Source organism: Pseudomonas sp. 05N36 (genome assembly GCF_056397385.1).
The window spans coordinates 301,476-320,726 of sequence record NZ_JBFTNH010000003.1 but is presented as its reverse complement, the minus strand read 5'-3'; the positions used below and the strand labels follow the sequence as shown (position 1 = coordinate 320,726).

Below are 19,251 nucleotides of genomic sequence, written 5' to 3'. Positions count from 1 at the left end.
CAGCCGAACGCAGGCTTCGCCAGCTGCTACAGGGGCAGGGCGCACATAGCTCGGAAAGGCCTCGTCGTGAAAACAAAAGCTTACGCATGACACAACCTGTCCCTACTGATAAGCATGACCGAACGCCGGCATCCGCTGATTACCTGCCAGGCGTCTAAACGGAGGCAAACGATGACACGGGTTCGCGTTGAGGGCTTCACCATCTCGCTCGATGGATATGGAGCAGGTCCGAATCAAGACATCAACAATCCGCTCGGTGTTGGCGGGACGGAACTGCACCAGTGGCTGGTACCAACACGCACGTTCCAGCGGGCCTTGTTCGGCAAGGACGGCGGTACGACCGGGGTTGACGATGATTTCGCCGCCCGTGGCTTTCAGAATGTTGGGGCCTGGATTCTTGGGCGGAACATGTTCGGACCCATTCGTGGGGACTGGCCGGACACAAACTGGAAAGGCTGGTGGGGAGATAATCCACCGTATCACGCTCCAGTCTTCGTTTTGACCCATCACGCTCGTCCCCCCATCGAGATGGAAGGCGATACGACGTTCCACTTCATAACAGGAGGCATTCGCGAGGCGCTAGACCGTGCACGCGAGGCTGCTGCCGGAATGGACGTGCGAATCGGCGGTGGGCCGGACACAATCCGGCAGTATCTTCGTGAGGGCCTCATTGATGAACTGCACATTGCTATCGCACCGGTCCTGCTCGGCCGGGGAGCATCGCTGTTCGAAGGGGTTGATTTGCGGGCTTTGGGATACGAATGCGTTGAATACGTAGCGTCGGAGAAGGCCACGCATGTCGTCCTACGGCGCCAAGGACACACGGACGACTAACCACTCGCTGAAGGCCGGTAGTCGTTGCATCTCGTTTGTCACCAGCGTTTGGCTAAACTTAAAAAGTCGGGAGTGAACTGAAACCAGAGTGATAGCGGCGATCATCGGATCTGGCTTGGCATCAAGACGGGACTCCCAAAGGAGACGACTATGTATGCGGTGATAAGAACCTACCTGGGTACGGGAGCACAGCAGCTTTTCAAACTCTTGGAAGAGCGCAAGGCCGATGTCGAAGCTGCCCTGCGGACAGTGCCTGGCCTCGTCAGCTACACGCTGCTGAATACGGGTGATGGTGTTACGGCGGTGACTGTTTGCACGGACAAGGCCGGCAGCGATGCGAGCCTGAAAGTCGCGCGCGAGTGGATTCAGAAAAATGCCTCGCATATCCACGCGAGCCCGCCGATTGTCACGGAAGGTCCGGTCATTGTGCAGATCAAATAGCGCGCTGTTCCGGTTGATGTCACGACACTATCGCTCCCCGGCACACAAAACGGGCGCCTTCAAGGCGCCCGTTTTCATTCACTTCGACGCCTGCTCCCGCAAGCGTCTGCCGATAACATCCATCACATCACACCCATCGCGCAACGGAATGGCCAGCAGCTTGGCGAAGTCGGCCAGCACAACGGTGTCGCTCTCGATGTCGGCACGAAAGGCGATATTTTCGAGGACTTGGGTGACGGTGCGGACGCGGTAGTCGGCGGTGGCTTGCAGTACGTCGAGCGGGGCTTGGGTGTCGATGAGCAGGGAGGCCGGGATCAGGTCGATTCCGGTGAGGGGCATGTATCTATCCATGGGTGGAACTCCGAATCAGATTTAAAGGGCTGATCCGATCGACAGGTCGCCAAACCTGGTCGCCATACGGGCGACGGGGGGACTATAAGCTTCATCCAATCAGGGGGAAAGGTGAGGGATTCTGAGGCTGCTGTAGGATCTGTATTGATGTGGCCCTGGACCAGAACAAAATCGCCTTCCTACGCAAATTTCCAGTCCGGCTGATCAACTTATTACTGGCAAATTTTACGTAGCGACGCAGACTTCAAGACACTGCCTGCGTTTTCACACAGCCTGAGCCCAAAGTAGCCAGACCTGACGGGCAGAAAACGGCCAAAAGCGGACGGTGGCGACGGGCAGCAATCGTCAAGGAAGAGTCCTTCACTTGTTTCAGCTCAAGTGCGAATCTGCGAGCAACCCCGATTGCTTCTCCACAGTGGCGCGCGATACCCTCGACACTTGCCGCTGAATTCAATCTTTAGGGCTAAAAAACCCATGGAACTGCAGAGCGCTATCGAGAAGTCTGAGCAATGGATGGTCCGGTCATCGTCCCTTGTCGATGGGCTCGAGATTGACCCATCTGTCCGTAGCCGCGTTGCAGCATCACTTTTCCATCTTTGCACCGAACATCAGCAGGCGGTACACACACTAATCAATCATGGGTTACTTGGATCTGCATTCGCTCTAATGCGTCCACAGTTCGAGGCATACGTTCGCGGCGTTTGGTACCATCGCTGCGCCCCAGACTCTAAGCTAAACTCATTTGTCAAAGGCGCGGAACCGCCAAAAATTTCCGCGCTGCTTCATGACATTGGAATTCTTCCGGACTTCGACAGTCAATCTCTTCTCGAAATCAAGCGGGCCGTATGGGGTGTGCTCAATGACTTCACACATGGCGGCTCATTTCAAGTTCGAGCACGAATTACGGCCAACGAGATCGACAAAAACTACAAGAGCGAACACATCGTCGGCATGTTGCGCTGGTCTTCGGTGTTGTCGTTTATGGGCTATGTGGGAATGGCAGCCATTGCAGATAACGACGTACTGGCAAACAATCTTCTCGACGGCTTTTATTCAATCTACGCTGGTGACCTAACTCCAATACAGCAAGCTTAATTGGTCATTCAAACTGGACGCCATGTGTTGCTGGTCATTAGCGAATACGCCCTTTCTAGACAGGAAATCCTAGAACACAATGAGTGTTATCTACCAGGTAAATAAATTGCTTATTTAAAAGCCGGCTATCAACCCTTTGAAAGTAAAGGTGTTCTGAGAGTTGTTAGGACGAAAATCGAATGGATCAGCGGCTCACCAGTGTGCTTTATGGTTAGACTCACAAGGAAATAACAATGAGAAAATTTGCTTTTGTTGGGGTTTTAGTCTGCATTACGTTATCCGGTTGTACGCGTAGTGCTCACTTGTACCCCGCAAATGATATTGCTACTGCTACAGGTGTCCTTACGGCAGATTTTAAGTCTTATGGCTCAGGTCATGGAGAGATTAAAATTATTATGCCTGATGGCGAATTGTTGAGCGGTGAGTATTCTTTAGTTCGTGGCGGCGCCATCGGGTTTGGTAATGTGTACGGTTCGGTTTATGGCTCGACGGGCTCATCTTCATTTTCCGGCAGTTCAAACTCATATGTAATGCCCGGCGGCAGCCCTGGTACTGCTTCACTGTTTGGCGATAAAGGCACAAGCATGTTGTGTGAGTTTTATAATGACAACTTCAGTGGTCATGGTAATGGCGGGTGCAAAAGCTCCAGAAACGCACTATATCGCCTGCAATTTTAAATATCACAAGTCGTTTACTGGGGGGGCGCAGATGCATCCCCTTTAGCTCAATAGCCCCAAATCAACCCTGACTTACGCGACATTTCTGGATGCGTCTAAGGCTTCCACCTGTCGTATATAATTGTTGCAGAGTTTGCACTTTTCGACAGGCACCACGGGCAGCTATGGGTCGTCACCTCCCATTCGTGACAGGCAGCTAACGACCCGCACTGTCGCTCGATACACTGTGTGCCGGCGAAGGGTTGAGCATTGGCACAAGGCAACATATGCAGGCTCCCGTGAATAGCGAGTCATCGACTCGGTCATTCACCGATTCCGAGTACATGATCGATCCCGATTATTTGTGTTCATTACTCATTCCACCCTCCGTAGAATCCCGTCACGGCATCCCCACCCGAGACGGAACCTCCATGCAAACCCCCTCCACCCAACGCCCCCTCTGGCAAACCTACCTTCTGTTCCTGGCCCCCATGGTCCTGTCCAACTTCCTGCAATCCATGTCAGGCACGATCAACAGCATCTACATCGGCCAAATGCTCGGCACTCAAGCCCTGGCGGCGGTGTCCGGGATGTTCCCGATCGTGTTTTTCTTCATCGCGCTGGTCATCGGCCTCGGTGCGGGGGCAGGGGTGTTGATTGGTCAGGCGTGGGGCGCGCGGGAGCCGCAGATGGTCAAGGCGATTGCCGGGACGACGTTGCTGTTGGGGGCGATGATCGGGTTGGTGGCGGCGGTGGTGGGGAGTGTGTTTGCGCGGCCGGCGTTGCAGGGGTTGGGGACGCCGGCGGATGTGCTGGACGATGCGGTGGCGTATGCGCATGTGATGATGTGGACCCTGCCGTCGCTGTTGGTTTATGTGCTGTTTACCCAGTTGTTGCGTGGGGTCAGCGATACGCTGTCGCCACTGGTGGCGTTGCTGGTGTCGACGTGTATCGGGCTGGCGCTGACGCCGGCGTTGATTCGCGGGTGGTTCGGCTTGCCGCCAATGGGCATTCAGAGTGCGGCGTTTGCCGGGTTGGCGGGTAACCTGTCGGCGATGGCCTGGCTGGCCTGGCGGTTGATTCGCAAGGGGCATCCGTTGGCGCCGGATCGGGCGTTTTTTGCGGCGATGCGGCTGGACCTGGGGATCCTCGGCAAAGTGCTGCGCATCGGCCTGCCCACGGGGTTGCAGATGGTGGTGCTGTCGCTGTCGGAGCTGGTGATTCTGGCGCTGGTCAACCAGCACGGTTCCCAGGCGACGGCGGCGTACGGGGCGGTGACGCAGATCGTCAATTACGTGCAATTCCCGGCGCTGTCGATTGCGATCACGGCGTCGATCCTCGGCGCCCAGGCCATCGGGGCAGGGCGCATCGAGCGGATCGGGCTGATCCTGCGCACCGGGCTGTTGATCAATGTGTGGCTGACGGGTGGCCTGGTGGTGTTGGGTTATTTGCTGTCGCACTGGTTGCTGGGGCTGTTCCTCACCGATCCGTCCACCCGGGCCATGGCCGAACACCTGTTGCACATCATGCTCTGGAGCCTGCTGGTGTTCGGCTTCCAGGCGGTCATTGGCGGCATCATGCGCGCCAGCGGCACGGTGATGGTGCCGGTGGCGATTGCGATCGTGTGCGTGGTCGGGGTGCAGTTGCCGATGGCGTATGTACTGGACGCGCGGTTCGGATTGCAAGGGGTGTGGATGGCGTTTCCGCTGGCTTATCTGGGGATGCTGATGTTGCAGACGGCGTATTACAAAATCGTCTGGCAGCATCAGAAGATCGAGCGGTTGGTGTAGGTGGCTGACACGCTCCATGCCCGGGCGAAGATCCCGGGCATGGAGCTAAAGGAAAACAACCCGCCTGGTGTCGATCAATGCCCGCCGACCACCAAATGGCTGAACGGCACCACATACGCCTGCAACGTGACCAGCCCGCCGACCAGTATCGCCAGCACGATGGAGTGGAAAAACACATAGCGCAGGATTTCCCCTTCATGCCCATACCAGCGGGTGGCGGTGGAGGCCACTACGATCGACTGGGCGTCGACCATCTTGCCCATGACTCCGCCGGAACTGTTGGCCGCGGCCATCAAGATCGGGCTGATGCCCAGTTGTTCCGAAGTTACTCGTTGCAAGCCGCCGAACAGCACGTTGGACGCCGTATCCGAGCCGGTCAGGGCAACGCCGAGCCAGCCGAGCAGGGTGCCGAACATCGGGTAGAAGATCCCGGTGGCGGCGAAGGCCAGGCCCATGGTTGCGTCCAAACCGGAATAGCGGGTGATGAAACCGAGGGCGAGCATCGCCGCGATGGTGGTCAGCGAATAGCGCACCACCCACAGCGTTCGCAGGTATTGGCTTATCAGTTGCGGGATCGAATAGCCCATCAGCAGCCCGCCGAAGATCGCCGCCAGCAGGATGCCGCTGCCGGTGCTGGTGAACCAGGTGAATTTATAGATAGCTTCCTCAGGTTTCGGTTGCGGCACCACGGGCGGGACTTTCTCGACCTGCAAGTGCAGGGTGGTGAAGGTCAGGGCCGGTGCGAAGATCGGGTTCGCCTCGCTCATCGGCTTACCCTGGGGATCGAGCTTGGCCGAGTGGGTTTGCGGGTCCATAGCCGGACGGGTGTCGAACATGTTCTTGAAGCCTTGAGTGCCCCAGGCAAAGACGAAAACCGTGAGGATGATCCAGGGCATCCACGCACGCATGACGGTGGGTCGGGCATCGCTGGCAAAGGTTGCGTTGGCCGCCGTTTTTTCGTCCGGCGATTCCTCAACTTTTGAGTCGTCGACTCGCCCCGACAAGGCCGCGGAGGTGTGCACGCGGGCGGGTTTCCAGACCTTGAGAAAACCGGTCAGGCAAGCCATGGAAATCAGTGCGGCAATTACGTCCACCAACATCGGCCCATGGTAGTTGGACACGAAGAACTGCGGCACCGCGAAGCTGACCCCGGCCACCAGAATCGCCGGCCAGATTTCCAGCATCTTGCGCCAACCGGCGAAGGCCCAGATCAACCAGAACGGCACGAGCACCGAGAAGAACGGCAACTGCCGGCCAACCATCATCGACAGTTGCATTTCGTCCAGCCCGGTGACCTTGGCCAGGGTGATGATAGGCGTGCCCAAGGCCCCGAACGCCACCGGCGCGGTGTTGGCGATCAACGCCAGGCCGGACGCGGCCAGGGGCGAGAAACCCAGCCCGATCAGAATGGCCCCGGTCACCGCCACCGGGGTGCCGAACCCGGCCGCGCCTTCGAAGAACGCGCCGAAGCAAAAGGCGATCAGCAGCAATTGCAGGCGGCGATCATCGGTAATGCGCGCCAGGGAATCCTGCAGGACTTTGAACGAGCCGTTCTCAGTGGTCAGCCGATGCAGATAAATGATGTTGAGCACGATCCAGCCAATCGGAACCAGACCCGTCGCGGCACCCAGGAGAGCGGCGGAACCGGCCATGTTCGCCGGCATGCCGAAGGCGAAGATGGCGATCAGCAAGGCGGTGCTCAGGGCCAGCAAGGCGGCGATATGCGCCTTGAGATGGAAAAACGCCAGGGACGTGAGCATCACCACCACCGGTAACGCCGCCATGAGAGTCGAGACCAGCGGGTTACCGAAGGGATCGTAGACTTGCTGCCAGACCATGTTCCACCTCTGCTACTTATTGTTGGCAGTGCAGGCCCCGAAGGGGGGAGGTGAAATTGAGTATAGGTGGCAATGCGCGGTGGGCGGGCCGGCCTGCGTTTGGCGGCATGCGCTCGAATGAGCGTCGTCACAGCCCGTTGATGCTAGACAGCGATACGGTGTGAAGCTTTCTCCAGCGTTTTCCACAGTTCCAGCATGGTCGGATTCTGATTGGCTTTCGAACAGTACGAGCGGATTTCGAGCTGAGCGCTCCACTCGTTGCCACCGGCCCTGACGAGTTGCCCGCGCTCCAGTGCTTCCGTCACAGCACTTTCGGGCAACCACGCCACGCCGTAGCCCTCGATTGCCATCCGCATGAGCAGCATCGCCATATCGGCTTCATAGCAACGGGAAAGCACGCAGGGAACAGGGGCGTTCTTGATGACGATATCGGCAACGCGCCCCAAAAAAGTCGTGGTGGTATAGGCCAGGTGCGGGACGGGTTTTCCGGTTTTCCCGGGCAGCCGGTGCAGCGGTTCACCCCGACGATTCGGAGCGCAGAGAGGGATGAACGAGTCGTGCCCCAAGGTCAGGCTGACGAATTTTTCGACATCCAGCAGGATAGGCGCTTGAGGGTGATGGTAAACGATCATCAGATCGCAGTTTCCCTCGGCCAGTGCGATGACCGCGTCATGGATATTGGCCGCCACCACACGTGCATTGAAATGCGCATTGTGCTGTTGAAAGCGGGTCAACCATTTGGGCAGGAAGGTCATTGAAAGGCTGTGCCCGGCAGTGACTTGAATGGAACGCCCAGGCATGCGTTCCTCTTGCCTGAGTGCTGAACGCAATTCAAGCAAGGCAGCCAGGGCTTCGCGTCCTTGTTCGCAAAAGGTTCGGCCTGCCAGCGTCAATTGAATCGGGTAGGTGCCCCGATCGACCAGCTCGACACCCACCCAATCCTCCAACGAGCGAATCCGTCTCGACAATGCCGATTGGGTGACGCATCGAATCTCGGCCGCCCGGGAGAAATTCTTGCACTCGGCGATTGCCAATAGATCGTCCAACCACTTGATTTGCATGACGCCGCCTCCAGCTGTGCTGCGCAAAATTCTACGCCCCTGATACCGGGTATTCGCGACATTTCACAAACTATTCCAAAACCGCATCGGGATATGGCGATTACTCATCATCTCCCTATCGCGCTCTTCATAGAATCGATCATGCCGCCCGCCGCAGCAAAGCACCCGGGCATTTCGATCCTTTCTCCTGCCAAGCAAAAAACCAATAACACGACTTGAGGACAACACCGTGAAGAACAACAGACTCCCTCGGCATATCGCCTACGCCATCGCATTGGGCGTGCTCGTTGGCTGGCTTTGCCACCATTTCGCAGCAGACGCCAAGTCTGCGAAAGAAATCGCTACCTACTTCTCGATGGTCACCGACATCTTTCTTCGCATGATCAAAATGATCATCGCGCCACTGGTGTTTGCGACGCTGGTTGGCGGTATCGCCAGCATGGGCAATTCGAGATCCGTGGGGCGCATCGGCACCCGGGCGATGGCCTGGTTCATCTCAGCGTCGGTGGTTTCACTGTTCATTGGCATGCTACTGGTGAACGTGTTCCAGCCGGGTGCCGGGCTTGATCTGCAAGTGAGTCAGGTGGGCGCCACGCCGTTGGCGGTGAACACCGGTGATTTCAGTCTCAAGGTGTTTATCAGTCACGTGTTCCCGCGCAGCATTGCCGAGGCGATGGCCAACAACGAGATTTTGCAGATTGTCGTGTTCTCGCTGTTTTTCGGTTTTGCCCTGGCCGCCGTGAAAAAAGCGGGTTTTACGCAGATCACCCAGGGTGTGGATGAGCTGGCCAAGGTGATGTTCAAGATCACCGACTATGTCATGGCCTTTGCGCCCATCGGCGTGTTCGCCGCTATTGCGTCCGCGATCACCACTGAAGGGCTTGGCTTGTTGCTGGACTACAGCAAGCTGATCGCCGAGTTCTACCTGGGTATCGCTATCCTCTGGGCGGTGCTGTTCGGCGCAGGTTATCTGTTTCTCGGTCGTTCGGTTTTTACTTTGGGGAAGCTGATCAAGGAACCGATCCTGTTGGCGTTTTCCACGGCGAGCAGCGAATCTGCCTACCCGAAAACCATGGAAGCCCTGGAGAAGTTCGGCGCTCCGAAACGGGTGTCCAGCTTTGTGCTGCCGTTGGGGTATTCGTTCAACCTCGACGGATCGATGATGTACCAGGCGTTTGCAATCATGTTCATCGCCCAGGCCTATAACGTTGAGCTGAGCTTTACCCAGCAACTGCTGATATTGCTGACCTTGATGGTGACGAGCAAAGGCATGGCCGGTGTCGCAAGAGCTTCGGTTGTGGTGGTGGCGGCAACGTTGCCGATGTTCAACCTTCCTGAAGCGGGCATTTTGTTGATTCTCGGTATCGACCAGTTCCTTGACATGGCCAGGACCGCGACCAATGTCGTCGGTAACAGTATCGCCACGGCTGTGGTCGCGAAATCGGAACCGGCCGAGGAGGTTGATGAAGCAGCGCCGGCCATCCAGGCGTCAACAGCACCAAGAGCTTCCTCGGTTGCCGTGTGAACATCATGATGAAAACCCAATCCCAACGAACAAACACGCCATCCCTGACCCGAAAACTGGGTATCGTCGGTGGCCTTGGCTCCCTGGCGGGAGGCGACCTTTTCTTCAAGCTGGTCAAGTCCAGAGCCGTGCTGGCTGATCAAGGTCGATACCACTTCCTCTTCGAGCAACATCCCTTCAAGGACATTCTGTTACCACTGGACAGGGTCGCGAGCATGACCTCCAGAAAGTTCTATGTCTTTCAAGTCTGCCAATCGTTTGAGGCGAGCGGGGTGGACGCGATCATGTTGCCTTGTTTCGCGAGCCACACCTTCCGGGAGGAGATCCAGGAGGAGTTGGGCATTCCCATCCTGGACATGATGGCGGCCCTGAGCGAGAACATCCGTCATGTTGCAGATCCGGGCAGCACGCTGGGGGTTCTGGCCTCGGACTACGTTCGTCACTCAGGGTTATTTGAGCGCTACCTTGGGGCTGACTTCCAATTGGTCTATCCGACTGAGCAGGATCAATCGGCGATGATGGAGGCGATGTACGGTGTCGACGGTATCAAGGACGGGCAGTTGGAGGGTGTCCCCTTGGAGCGTGTGCATCAGGCCTGCCTGTCGCTGCAACACCAGGGTGCGAGCCTGATCGTACCGGGGATGACGGAGCTCTCGCTGGTGTGTGCCGACCTGCAACGTCGCGGGGTGAAGCTGCTCGATGTGAATGAAATATACGCTGCGGTGGCGACCCTTCCAGAGAATCAAACCGCTCGTCCACCGTTCAAGCTTGGCATCGTGGGCGGCGTAGGCCCGGCGGCGACGGTGGACTTCATGGCCAAGGTGGTCAGGCATACGCCTGCTGGCCGGGACCAGGAACACATCAAGATGGTCGTCGAACAGAATCCGCAGATTCCGGACCGAACTGCGAACCTGTTGTTCAATCAAGCCGATCCAACCATGGCCATGTATGCCGCCTGCAAACGGCTTGAGAGTTATGGTGCAAACGCCATAGCGATCCCGTGCAATACCGCGCACGCGTTCGTCGAGCGTATCCAGGCTTACCTTCGGGTTCCCATTATCAATATGCTCAACGAAACCATAGGCGCTATCGCTGAGCGATATGGTTCAGGCAAGACAATTGGACTGCTGGCCACCTCCGGCACGATCCAGAGCCGGGTCTATCATGACGCTGCACGGCTCGCCGGTTTGCAACTGATCACTCCAGGCTTCGATTATCAGGGGCTGGTGATGGATGCGATCTATGGAGAGCGTGGGATCAAGGCAGGTTTTGTCGACGGGCATTGCAAGGATCAGCTACTGCTTGCAGCAGAGCATCTGTGCGAATTGGGGGCGGATGTACTGATTCTGGGATGCACGGAACTGCCGCTGGTCTTGAGCCATTGCGACGATTTCAAAATACGTGAGCACACTGTCGCGTTGGTGGATCCGACCACTATTCTGGCGATCAAATGTGTTCAATGGGCTTTGCAGTGATGATGTCGACCCGCTTGCGGGTGCAACGACGATGCCGACTCACGGTCGTGCCGTCGATCCCTCGCAGGAGGGATCGACTCGACACTTCACCGTATCTCTAGTGATCAGCAGGTGCCTCGGATTGAACGAGCAGCGCCTGGGCCAGCTCTTCGTCACTGGCCTTGAGGCCAGGATGATCGTGTCGAGCCTGCATCAACATCGACTCCAGATTGGCGTCGCGAATGGCGCCGCCGCTCGCGACGAAGCTGGAGAGGTCTTCGCGGGTTGGCGTGACGATTTTGTCGTCTCTGAGTGTCGAGTACAGCGACAAGGAAATCCCTGCCGACGTCGCCACATCGCGCGCATCAATGTCGGGCATATGGCGCCTGTGGGCCATGGCCGAACCAAAGGGCAGGCAAAGCAGCACCAGCAAAGGAATGAGGAATATACGTCGCATGGCGAGTCCTCCGTATGCATGAGGCCTGAGTGAACGGCCTTATGTTTTTTGATACGTGGCGTCGGACAGTAGTTCCTGGTCGGTGGTGCATGTCAGCACAGAGGCCGAGGACCGGGACGTTAGGCCAACGTCATCATCCCGGTGAACCCCGAAGCCTGTCACTGACGTGCGTATGCCTCTAGTGATCGGCAGGTGCCTCGGCTTGAATGAGGATCGCTTGGGCCAGGTCTTCGTCGCTGGCCTTGAGGCCTGGGTGTTCAAGTCGAATCCGTTTCAACTCCGACTCCAGATAGGCACCGCGAATCGCGCCTCCACTCGCCACGAAGCTGGAAGCGTCATCGCGGGCGGAAACGACCAGTTTGTGGTCCTTGAACGTTGAGTAAAGGGATGCGGAAACACCTGCCGAGGTGGCGACATCGCGTGCATCCACACGGGCAAAGGCCGAACCAAAGGGCAGACAAAGGATTAGCGAAGAGATGACAAGTGTGCGACGCATGACGGCGTCCTCCGAATGGATGAAGCAACGGATGTGCTACATGAATTTGGAGGTGTGACGGCAGTCAGGAGTTCCCCGTTATCAGCATCTGTGCACGCAAAGCAGAGGGAGAAGTGGACGGTCAGGTTGGTGCGTAGCCGCAATGGTTACCTGCTGTCAGTCTGTTGGAATGATTGGGCTGCCACGGTGTCGACCGCAATAAGCGGAGTCGCCAACATGACTCGGTCATAAGGTTTGTCATGCGCCTGATCTGGATAGCCACCTGCCTCGCAATAACCCTTCTCGGGGGGCAGGTGACCGCGGCTGACCAAGCGCAAAACAAGGCGGTGGCGGTGGACAAGGCCCAGGTCCTGGAGCAGAAGACTGCAGAGAAGGGCAGTGTGGCGCCCGTCCCCAAAGCCGAGGTGATTACGCCCTCTGAAGCGCAGGCAGTCGATCCGGCAGGCAAGGCACCTTTGAAGAATGCAATTACCTGCCTTTCACGCACCATTTTCTGGGAGGCCAAAGGCGGGGAATTGGCCGACATGGAAGCGGTTGCCAATGTGGTGTTGAACCGGCTAGGCCATGAAGGTTTTCCAGGTACGGTGTGCGAGGTGGTCAAGCAAGGTTCGAAAAAGCATGCCTGCCAGTTTTCGTGGTGGTGTGATCGACGTTCGGAACATGCCGACGAAGATGCTCCCTACGCGGTTGCCACGGAAATAGCGCGAAAAGCGCTCAATCATCAAATCCCCGACCGAACCCATGGCGCCATGTATTTCCACAGTAAACACGTGAAACCCGAATGGGCCAGGGAATACATCAAGACCGCCGAGACCCGAAAATTTCTCTTCTATAAGCCTCACGACGGTACCGCGCGATAGGGGCGTTCGCTCAGATTCCGTCAGGATGCAAACGTGGCGAAGCGCCCTGCGCAGTGCCAGTATGAGTGGGAGTTGTCGGCATTTTCCGGGTGCGCAACATGGACACCACCGAGCGCTTGTCATTACTGACTGCCAACCGCCTTCAAGCCTTGCACAAGGACGGTTTTGTGGTGCTGCCCGGCGTGCTGGGTAGCGCGCAAATCAGTGCGCTGCGCCATGCGATAGATGGCCTGAAACCCCAGCACTGGGACTACAGCGGCTTGCTTGATCATTACAAGTGCGTGTTCAACCGCGATCCGTTTTGGTTGCCGTTTCTCGATCTGGATGGGGTCATCGAACTGGCCGAAGCGGCCTTGGGAGAGGATTGTCACATCATTGGCCAGACCGCCTGGCGCAGCCATCCCGGCTTCATCGGTGCTCCATTGCACCTGGATTATCTGGTGATGGAACTGCCGCGAAGTCTGCTGGCCGCCCCGACCTTTGAATTGCCGATGCAGATCTGCACCGCGCAGCTCTACCTCGACGACATCGATGCCGACCTCAGTCCCACCCAGGTGATCCCCGGTAGCCACCGAGCCGGGCGCGCGCCTGCTCGCGGCGAAAACCAGTGGCATGGCAGTATGGCGAAACCAGTGCTGTGTCGGGCCGGGGACGCTCTGATGTTTCGCAGTGAGCTGTGGCACGCCGGTAGCGACAACCGAACCGCCGACCGCGTGCGCTACCTGTTGCAGGTACACTACGGCCGGCGAATGGTGGCGCAGAAGTTCTCGCCTTACCTGCACTGGCGCTTCAACCCAGCCGTGCTGGCCGCCGCGACGCCGCGTCAACGGCGCCTGTTGGGGGAGCATCGGGAAGCGGAATACGACTGACATTTCAAGGAAGAACAGACTGATGCCTAAAGCGGTTTTCGTCAGCAGAACCATTCTATTTGGAGATTGCGACCCGGCAGGTGTGGTTTACACTCCGCGATTTTCATATTTTGCAGTGGAAGCCATTTATACGGCGCTTGATAGATGGCTGGGAGCGCCCGGACTCAGAACGCTGATGGGGTTCGATATATTGCCCCCGGTGCGCGCCATGTCATTGGAGCTGCTAAGGCCTTTGACGTGGGACGACGAGTTGAGCATCAAGGTCAGTGTGGAGAAACTAGGGACTCGTTCCTTCACTTTTTTAGTCGAGGGTTTTCTCAACAGTGACACATTGTCTTTCACCGCCAATGTCACTCACGTGTGTATCTCACCCAAAACCAAGGAGGTTGTTGCCATGCCAGCAGCGCTGAGGGCGCTATTGTCTTGAACATCCTCGCTGCGGTTTTTTCTCGATCGCTCGTCCATCGAGGTGTTTGTCGACGACGGCGTCTATAGCTTGAGCAGTCGGATTTATCCGCGGCCCGATAGCCAGGTTGTCAGCGCTTTTGCAGTCAACGGGGCAGGGGTGTTCGGGGAGACTTCTGTCTGGAACCTGGCTGATCTCAAGCTCTGAGCACCCCCGGCAGACCATTCGTGCCGCCTGCTGCCGGGCATCGTGTTGTCATGCTTTTGCCAAGCATGACATGATGCCCGGCCAGACAGGCAATGGCACCCGCGAATGGCTTCAGTTAAAGATGTCGCACGGCTGGCGGGGGTTTCCCTCATGACCGTATCCAGGGCGCTCAACACCCCGGAAAAGCTGAACCAGGAAACGCTGGCGAAAGTTCGTCAAGCGGTCGAGTCCCTGGGATACGTCCCCAGTCTTTCTGCGCGCAAGATCCGTGGCGGTCATTCCAGTGGCAAGACTATTGGCGTCTTCGCGCTGGATACCGCGACAACCCCCTTCGCCGTAGAAATGCTGCTTTCAATGGAGCGCACGGCACGAGAAAACGGCTGGAACGTCTTTATTCTCAACGTGTTCGAGGCTCCGCCGAGTCAGCAAACCATCGACCTGATGCTGTCGCATCAGCCCGACGGGATCATCTTCAGCGCCATGCAGCTTCGTACCGTCGAGATTCCCCAAGTGCTCCGCAGCCTGCCGCTGGTGCTCAGCAATTGCATGAGTTCAGAGCCAGGCGTGGCCTGTTATGTCCCCGACGACGAAGACGGTCAGTACCAGGCCGTGCGGCAAGCGCTGAAGCGTGGTTACCGGCATCCGTTGTGCATCAACCTGCCGCAAAGCAGCCTCGCGTGGGAGCTGCGCCAGCAGGGATTGGTTCGCGCCCTGGCAGAGGGTGGTGTGTCCCTGAACAGTGTTCCCCAATACAACCTGTCGACCGATGACGCCTATGGGGAAACGGTTGTAGCGCTGGAGCAGCAATTGCGTGAGTCGGATGGAAAGCCGACCTTCGATCTGCTTATTTGTGGCAACGACCGCATTGCGTTGGTCGCTTATCAATACCTGCTCAGTCGTGGCCTGCGTATTCCCGCCGAGGTGGCCGTACTTGGCTACGACAATATGATCGGCGTTGCCGAGTTGTTCTATCCACCGCTGAGCACCGTGCAACTCCCGTATTACGAAATGGGCCGGCGTGCCGCTCAGCACTTGATCGAAAGCAGGAATGAGCCCTCTATTCATCGGGTTTCATGTCCCCTCGTGGAGCGTAAATCCTGGTGATCGCTGCCACAGGGCACGCTGTAGATCTTCAACGCGGTAAGTAACACCTGATGAGGAGCAGAACTTGAAGAAAGCCGCAGTACTAACCGTCGCCTTGATACTCAATGCAGGCATATTCAGTACACCCGCAGACGCGGCCGGCGATGCTGAAGCAGGCGGGAAACTCTTTAACCGAATTTGCGGTGGCTGCCATCAAGTGGGCGAATCAGCCCGGGGTTCTTTTGGTCCGCAGCTCAATGGCATTTTTGGGCGCCATGCCGGCAGCACGACGGACTACCAGTACTCCACCGCAATGAAATCATCAGGCGTGGTCTGGACCCGCGAAACGCTGGCCGCCTACATCGAAGCGCCAAAGAAAGTAGTCCCCGGGACCCGCATGATTTTCTGGGGTATCAGCGATCCGGAAAAAATCGAAAACCTGTTGGCCTACCTTCAGACATTTCAGCCGCAATAAACCGTAGTTCCGCAAAAATCATCCCCGTAAAGCCGGACAGAAGGCATTTTGCTGGCCCCGGAGCCTCAAAATCACCGCCAAAATCACTTTATTTTCAGGTGGTTAGGCGGAATGCAAATGCGCAATGTATTGATCATGCCGATCTCGCTGGTACTGGCGAGCATTGCGGTCTCTGTCCAGGCAAGAGAGTTGATGCCCAATGATCGGTTTATGTGCAGTTGGGGGGCGGGTACTGCGGCAAGGGCCCAGGAACTCAAGCTGTCCGGGGTCTCGCTGTATGCCGCTCGCCAGAAGATCCAGGCATACAAGTTCAGCAAGGGCTGGATGCGGATGATGGCCATGGGCATTACGGAGCAAACCTACGACAGTCAATCGAAGTTCAAGCCCGAGGCTGTCCGGCAGAGTTTCTATAATGAGTGCGTCAAGTATAAGTTGGCGCGTAAATGACCTTCGCCCTGTAGTTACAACCCGGTATCAGGCGGCGTTATCCGTGCCAGCATCACCGTATATTCTTCGGCCGCAATTTGCCGGAATTTCATTCGGGTGATGGCCTGGCGTTGCAGGTCATTGTCATCGGGGAAAAGGCGGTTGGCCGCGTTCTGGACGACCGCATCGGGTGCCTCGATCCGCGGAAACGGTCCGTCGTACTGGTTGGGGGAATCGCCTGTGGGCACGGCCGGGGTATCGAGTGCCCGCACCAGCAGGAAAACCGGGACGACATCTGCCAGCCCCACCGGAAGTAGCCTGGCCGCGTTTTCCCCCAGATGGCGCCGCACGATAGCCTGGGAGCCCAGGCGCAAAGTGAACCTGAAGGGGAATCCGGTGCGGATTGAAAGCAATACCGGATCCGCCGCGGCTACCTGCTCGATCGAGTTGATGCCCTCCGATTCCAGCGTCGCAACCACAGGCAGGGTCACGCCTTCAAGGACCAGCAACTTGTCTGAACTGCCGTCCCTCATGTCCTGGTCGGTGAGTTGGGGAAAGCCCAGTCTTCGCACGATCTTCATCAGCGGATCTATCGGCAAGGTACCCAAGGCAAAGGCAGTGACGATATGCGGGCCATCTCCAGCGCCGGCATTCATGATCACCATGGCCAGCGGAATGGCCAGGAACAGGCGCAGGGAGTACCAATACACATCGGAAATGTTCAGTGATTTGCGGCGGATACTGAGGACGGAGTCGCTCACGACAAACATGAAAGCCCCCGCCAGCGAGCTGACCAGCAGTGGAATTCCGAGCTTGTACACGCACGCCACTTGAAGCGTGTTGTCGCAGTTGGGGATGACATAGTTGGAGGCGACCAAGGCTGCCGCGGCGTAAGCCACCAACAAGAGAATGATGAAAGGCACGATAAACGGCACCAATCCATATTGCTCATGGTAGATCCGCGCAAACAAACGCTCGCACAGTTCCGGGTTCTTGTCGGAGCAGCTTCGCCAATCATCCGAGGAACCGGTCTGCCCCAGCTTTCCTTCGTCCTGGAGTGAATGGATCAGACTGGTTGACCAGAAGCGTTGCAGATAGGCCGCCAGGGCGCCGCCCTTCAGGCTGTTCTGGAATTCGTTGTAGCGGGTAAACCAGCCCAGGCTCAGAAACATGATGAGTGGGGCGCCACAGATCACCGTGGCGAAAGCAGTGAGGACCACCACGAGGTGGAGGATTGCGCCTTCAAGTCCGACCACGTCCACCATGAACAATCGACCGACACCGTTGATGAGCAACAGAATCAGTGCAAGAAGCAGGGCCCGTTGCCGAGGTCTCAGGTGCGATTCCTTGAACAGATAGGTTCTGCGCCTAGCGCCATAAGGCTCTTCCATGGGCTTGTTCACCGGACTGCTCCTGACGACCTGAGGTGTTTCTACGGATAACGCTAGCAATGGAAACGGGTTCGTCCAGAATGTCATCACCGCGTGTTAGGTTGTTTTTGAATAACGCCACTCTCGGACTGGAAACAGCGGCTCAAATCATCGAGGGTATGCGCTGGATTTGCGACAGGCCCGGACAGTGAGGTCAATGAATCGGCCCGCCACCGTGACGCTTCCGTTTTCCCAGCGTCTATGACTTTTATAGCCAGTATTGGCTCTCGGCATCTTGGAAGAGGGAGATATTTATGATCGTTAAACCGCGCGTTCGTGGTTTTGTTTGTGTGACTACCCACCCCACTGGCTGCAAAGCCAACGTCAAGAATCAGATCGACTACGTCCGTGCGCAAGGACAGATCACCGATGGGCCAAAGAATGTCCTGGTGCTGGGTGCATCGACCGGCTACGGACTGGCTGCGCGCATCACGGCGGCCTTTGGTTGCGGCGCCAAGACGCTGGGTGTGTTCTTCGAGCGTGAAAGTGTCGAGGGCAAACTCGGCACCGCCGGCTGGTACAACACCGCGGCCTTCCACACGTTCGCCGAATCGGAAGGTCTCTACGCCAAGAGCATCAACGGTGATGCGTTCTCCGATGAAGTCAAGCGCCTGACCATCGAGACCATCAAGCGCGACCTGGGCAAGATCGACCTGGTGGTCTACAGCCTCGCCGCACCGCGTCGTACCGATCCGAAAACCGGTGAAGTCTACAGCTCGACGCTCAAGCCGGTCGGCAAGTCGGTTACCCAGCGCGGCCTGAACACCGACAAGGAAGAGGTCAACGTGACCACCTTGGCCGAAGCGACCCAGGAAGAAATCGACGGTACCGTCAAGGTCATGGGTGGCGAAGACTGGCAGATGTGGATCGACGCCCTGCACGAAGCGGGCGTTCTGGCCGAAGGTGCGAAAACCACCGCGTTCACTTACCTGGGCGAAAAGCTGACCCACGACATTTACTGGAATGGCTCCATCGGCGCGGCGAAGAAAGACCTGGACCAGAAAGTCCTGAGCATTCGCGAGCGACTGGCGGACCTGGGCGGCGATGCACGGGTTTCGGTATTGAAAGCGGTAGTGACCCAGGCCAGTTCGGCGATCCCGATCATGCCGCTGTACCTGTCCTTGCTGTTCAAGGTCATGAAAGAGCAGGGCACACACGAAGGGTGCATTGAGCAGGTCTACGCGCTCTACAAGGACAGCTTGTTCGGCCATCCTCCGGTCATGGACGAAGAAGGGCGTCTGCGCGCGGATTACAAGGAGCTGGCACCTGAAGTCCAGGAGCGCGTCAAGCTGCTCTGGGATCAGGTCAGCAATGAAAACCTTTACGAACTCACCGACTTTGCCGGCTACAAGGCGGAGTTCCTGCGCCTGTTCGGCTTCGGGATCGAAGGGGTGGACTACGAGGCTGACGTCGATCCGGACGTCAAGATCTCCAACCTGGTCCAGGCTTAAGTCTCAAGGGTAAACAGCTGCCTCGACGTCGTGAACGCGAGGCAGC

At 57.4% G+C, this 19,251-nt stretch carries 21 protein-coding genes; 15 read left to right on the top strand and 6 right to left on the bottom strand.

Annotated features, from left to right (window positions below; all coding sequences use genetic code 11):
- The first annotated feature begins 171 nt into the window (after positions 1-171).
- The gene (locus tag AC1DIH_RS06250; protein ID WP_477771020.1) at positions 172-834 is read left to right on the top strand and encodes a dihydrofolate reductase family protein; all 663 of its coding nucleotides are present in this window, start codon (positions 172-174) and stop codon (positions 832-834) included.
- 150 nt (positions 835-984) lie between these two features.
- Entirely contained in the window at positions 985-1,275 is a 291-nt protein-coding gene (locus tag AC1DIH_RS06245) for a hypothetical protein (protein ID WP_019690667.1), read from the top strand.
- Positions 1,276-1,353: 78 nt separating this feature from the next.
- Here the strand turns inward: AC1DIH_RS06245 and AC1DIH_RS06240 are convergent, their stop codons facing one another.
- A complete protein-coding gene (locus tag AC1DIH_RS06240; protein WP_477771019.1) occupies positions 1,354-1,626 on the bottom strand; it encodes a hypothetical protein in 273 nt (90 codons plus the stop codon).
- 474 nt (positions 1,627-2,100) lie between these two features.
- Between AC1DIH_RS06240 and AC1DIH_RS06235 the strand changes: the two genes are divergently transcribed.
- The 3 genes from AC1DIH_RS06235 to AC1DIH_RS06225 all read left to right on the top strand — a co-directional run bounded on the left by AC1DIH_RS06235 (position 2,101) and on the right by AC1DIH_RS06225 (position 5,167).
- Entirely contained in the window at positions 2,101-2,721 is a 621-nt protein-coding gene (locus tag AC1DIH_RS06235; protein ID WP_477771018.1) for a DUF6988 family protein, read from the top strand.
- A 233-nt stretch (positions 2,722-2,954) separates the two neighbouring features.
- Positions 2,955-3,398 carry a hypothetical protein gene (locus AC1DIH_RS06230; RefSeq protein ID WP_442114495.1) on the top strand — a complete coding sequence of 148 codons (444 nt, stop codon included), beginning with the start codon at positions 2,955-2,957 and terminating at the stop codon, positions 3,396-3,398.
- Positions 3,399-3,808: 410 nt separating this feature from the next.
- Positions 3,809-5,167: an MATE family efflux transporter gene (locus AC1DIH_RS06225; protein WP_477771017.1), complete on the top strand. Its 1,359-nt coding sequence runs from the start codon at positions 3,809-3,811 to the stop codon at positions 5,165-5,167.
- Positions 5,168-5,241: 74 nt separating this feature from the next.
- Here the strand turns inward: AC1DIH_RS06225 and AC1DIH_RS06220 are convergent, their stop codons facing one another.
- Together AC1DIH_RS06220 and AC1DIH_RS06215 are read right to left on the bottom strand one after the other, a co-directional pair.
- Positions 5,242-7,005 carry an L-lactate permease gene (locus AC1DIH_RS06220; RefSeq protein WP_477771016.1) on the bottom strand — a complete coding sequence of 588 codons (1,764 nt, stop codon included), beginning with the start codon at positions 7,003-7,005 and terminating at the stop codon, positions 5,242-5,244.
- Positions 7,006-7,148: 143 nt separating this feature from the next.
- The gene (locus AC1DIH_RS06215; RefSeq protein ID WP_477771015.1) at positions 7,149-8,066 is read right to left on the bottom strand and encodes a LysR substrate-binding domain-containing protein; all 918 of its coding nucleotides are present in this window, start codon (positions 8,064-8,066) and stop codon (positions 7,149-7,151) included.
- A 229-nt stretch (positions 8,067-8,295) separates the two neighbouring features.
- On the opposite strand from AC1DIH_RS06215, the gene AC1DIH_RS06210 reads away from it, so the two are divergent.
- Both AC1DIH_RS06210 and cuyB read left to right on the top strand, forming a co-directional pair.
- The gene (locus AC1DIH_RS06210) at positions 8,296-9,591 is read left to right on the top strand and encodes a dicarboxylate/amino acid:cation symporter (protein WP_477771014.1); all 1,296 of its coding nucleotides are present in this window, start codon (positions 8,296-8,298) and stop codon (positions 9,589-9,591) included.
- Positions 9,592-9,599: 8 nt separating this feature from the next.
- A complete protein-coding gene (cuyB, locus tag AC1DIH_RS06205; RefSeq protein WP_477771087.1) occupies positions 9,600-11,066 on the top strand; it encodes a cysteate racemase in 1,467 nt (488 codons plus the stop codon).
- A gap of 97 nt (positions 11,067-11,163) precedes the next feature.
- Here cuyB and AC1DIH_RS06200 read toward each other — a convergent pair whose 3' ends face one another.
- Complete coding sequence (locus AC1DIH_RS06200) at positions 11,164-11,502, bottom strand: DUF2388 domain-containing protein (RefSeq protein ID WP_477771013.1); 339 nt, start codon at positions 11,500-11,502, stop codon at positions 11,164-11,166.
- Positions 11,503-11,680: 178 nt separating this feature from the next.
- Positions 11,681-11,998, bottom strand: a complete 318-nt coding sequence (locus AC1DIH_RS06195) for a DUF2388 domain-containing protein (RefSeq protein WP_054597100.1) — start codon at positions 11,996-11,998, stop codon at positions 11,681-11,683.
- 239 nt (positions 11,999-12,237) lie between these two features.
- Between AC1DIH_RS06195 and AC1DIH_RS06190 the strand changes: the two genes are divergently transcribed.
- The 7 genes from AC1DIH_RS06190 (at position 12,238) to AC1DIH_RS06160 (ending at position 16,345) form a co-directional block, all read left to right on the top strand.
- Positions 12,238-12,858: a cell wall hydrolase gene (locus AC1DIH_RS06190; protein WP_477771012.1), complete on the top strand. Its 621-nt coding sequence runs from the start codon at positions 12,238-12,240 to the stop codon at positions 12,856-12,858.
- 98 nt (positions 12,859-12,956) lie between these two features.
- Positions 12,957-13,727 (top strand): phytanoyl-CoA dioxygenase family protein, encoded by a 771-nt coding sequence (locus tag AC1DIH_RS06185; RefSeq protein WP_477771011.1) that lies wholly within the window; start codon positions 12,957-12,959, stop codon positions 13,725-13,727.
- Between the two features lie 22 nt (positions 13,728-13,749).
- Positions 13,750-14,154 (top strand): acyl-CoA thioesterase, encoded by a 405-nt coding sequence (locus AC1DIH_RS06180; RefSeq protein WP_477771010.1) that lies wholly within the window; start codon positions 13,750-13,752, stop codon positions 14,152-14,154.
- A 9-nt stretch (positions 14,155-14,163) separates the two neighbouring features.
- Positions 14,164-14,340, top strand: a complete 177-nt coding sequence (locus AC1DIH_RS06175) for a GH32 C-terminal domain-containing protein (protein WP_477771086.1) — start codon at positions 14,164-14,166, stop codon at positions 14,338-14,340.
- A 105-nt stretch (positions 14,341-14,445) separates the two neighbouring features.
- Positions 14,446-15,444, top strand: a complete 999-nt coding sequence (locus tag AC1DIH_RS06170) for a LacI family DNA-binding transcriptional regulator (RefSeq protein ID WP_427528992.1) — start codon at positions 14,446-14,448, stop codon at positions 15,442-15,444.
- A gap of 64 nt (positions 15,445-15,508) precedes the next feature.
- On the top strand, positions 15,509-15,898 hold the full coding sequence (locus tag AC1DIH_RS06165; protein ID WP_477771009.1) for a c-type cytochrome: 390 nt from the start codon (positions 15,509-15,511) through the stop codon (positions 15,896-15,898).
- Positions 15,899-16,009: 111 nt separating this feature from the next.
- A complete protein-coding gene (locus tag AC1DIH_RS06160; protein WP_477771008.1) occupies positions 16,010-16,345 on the top strand; it encodes a hypothetical protein in 336 nt (111 codons plus the stop codon).
- Between the two features lie 14 nt (positions 16,346-16,359).
- On the opposite strand, the gene AC1DIH_RS06155 is transcribed toward AC1DIH_RS06160, so the two are convergent.
- Positions 16,360-17,727: a hypothetical protein gene (locus tag AC1DIH_RS06155; RefSeq protein ID WP_477771007.1), complete on the bottom strand. Its 1,368-nt coding sequence runs from the start codon at positions 17,725-17,727 to the stop codon at positions 16,360-16,362.
- A gap of 281 nt (positions 17,728-18,008) precedes the next feature.
- Between AC1DIH_RS06155 and fabV the strand changes: the two genes are divergently transcribed.
- A complete protein-coding gene (fabV, locus tag AC1DIH_RS06150; protein ID WP_216742151.1) occupies positions 18,009-19,205 on the top strand; it encodes an enoyl-ACP reductase FabV in 1,197 nt (398 codons plus the stop codon).
- The last annotated feature ends 46 nt before the right edge of the window (positions 19,206-19,251 follow it).